1 protein-coding gene is annotated in these 1,969 nt (G+C 50.2%); it reads left to right on the top strand.

The genetic code is table 11. From position 1 onward, the window contains the following. Positions 1-1,939: sulfatase-like hydrolase/transferase (locus tag ACEW8P_RS01175; RefSeq protein WP_373511281.1), on the top strand; the 1,939-nt coding region annotated here is incomplete at its 5' end. Positions 1,940-1,969: the final 30 nt, after the last annotated feature.

Genomic DNA, 1,969 nt, shown 5'->3' with positions numbered 1-1,969 from the left:
ATTTTGGCAAAAGCAGCGTATGAAAGCCAACGACCGCAGTGAACCTTGGCAGTTTACGCCCGCACTCGATAAAATGGCTGAATCGGGCGCCATGCTCACCAATCACTACTGTTCGGCTCCGGTTTGTGCTCCTTCCCGCGCCTCCTTGCTCTTAGGAGTGAGCCAGGGCCATGCCAACATCCGTAACAATCAGTTCGACAAAGAATTGCAAGATACCTACACCCTCAGCTCTGTGTTGAAGCAAGCCGGGTACCATACAAGTTTAGTTGGAAAATGGGGCCTGCAAGGATCAGATGCCGAGGCACCCAACTGGCCCGCCCACCCCTTGAACCGGGGCTTTGACTATTCGTATGCCTACATCCGCCACCGCGATGGACACGAACACTACCCCAAGGAGGGAATCTACCGGGGTAAAAAAGAGGTATGGGAAAATAAAACCGACGTTTCGGCAGGACTCGATAAAAGCTTTACCACCGACCTTTGGACTGCTAAGGCCAAAGATATTATTAAAAAACAGGCGGCTACGAAGAAACCTTTTTTTATGTACTTGGCTTACGATGTACCCCACGCCGTATTGGAACTACCCACGCAGGCTTACCCGGCTGGTGGCGGACTTAACGGGGGATTACAATGGCTGGGTAATAAAGGGAAAATGATAAATACTGCGTCTGGAACGCCGGATTCTTATATTCATCCCGACTACCTTAGCGCAACTTACGATCACGACAAAAATCCTTCGACCCCAGAGGTAGCCTGGCCCGACGTGTATAAACGTTACGCTTCGCTATGCCGCCGGATTGATGACGGAGTAGGCGACATTATGCAGCTTCTGAAAGATTTGAAGATCGATCAAAACACGATGGTTGTGTTCACTTCCGATAATGGGCCCAGCGTCGAATCATATTTGCCAGAGGAGTACGAACCCGTTTTCTTTAACAGTTTCGGTCCATTTGACGGCATAAAGCGTGATGTCTGGGAGGGAGGAATCAGGATGCCGACTTTGGTGCAGTGGTCTGGAGCCGTACCTGCTGGTAAGGTAGTTGCTGAACCCAGTGCGCACTACGACTGGCTGGCTACTTTTGCCGCCGCCGCCGGGGTGCCTGCTCCTGCTCGAACCGATGGCGTGTCTTTACTGCCTATGCTCACCGGACAAGGAAAACAGAAGCAAGGGTTAGTGTATATCGAGTACGAAAACAACGGCACGACGCCCGGCTTTGATGAATTCTCGCCTAATCACCGGAAAAGGAGACGTAATCAGATGCAAAAGATCAGGCTGGGCGATTTCGTTGGCGTGCGGTACGACATCAAGTCAGCTGCCGATGACTTTGAAATTTACAATGTCGTTACCGATCCCCAGGAAACGAAGAATCTGGCTGGGCAGGATGCGTTTGCTAGTATGCAAAGAGCATTCAAAGACAAAGTCACTCAGGTACGCAGGCCCGACAGTGAAGCGCCTCGACCCTACGATTTGGAACCCATGGCCGCACAGGAAACTACAAAATTGACTCCTGGTGTCCGCTGGATGACCCACGAAGGCGAGTTTCCCTGGGTGGCCGATCTTTCTGATCGTCCAACTTCGCAGACGGGCGTTTCATCTGAAGCCGACATTAGAAAAAATCCTATGAAAGAAGGGATGATTTGCCAAATGGGATATTTGAAAATACCGAAAGACGGTACCTATCAATTCTCGATGGACGGGAACGGCAGCTATGTATTGAAACTGCACGATGCGCTGGTACTTGATCGTAGTTATCCAGATGATCCCAGATTGAAATTACCCATTTCGGCCACGGTTCAGATGAAAGCGGGCTATCACCCATTCAAAATTTTTTACCATCAAACGGGAAACGGAAAGCCCGCTTTAGACTGGACGTGGCAGACTGATGGTGTTGCTCAACAAGCTATTCCGGCGTCGGCATTGTTTCACTCAGCCGATTAAATACAGCAATTAAATATCCGTTTGGAGCAA

Source organism: Persicitalea sp. (assembly GCF_041751555.1).
In the GTDB taxonomy this organism is placed as follows: domain Bacteria; phylum Bacteroidota; class Bacteroidia; order Cytophagales; family Spirosomataceae; genus Persicitalea.
Note: the sequence above shows the minus strand (reverse complement) of the source record. Positions and strands in the feature narration are given on the sequence as shown.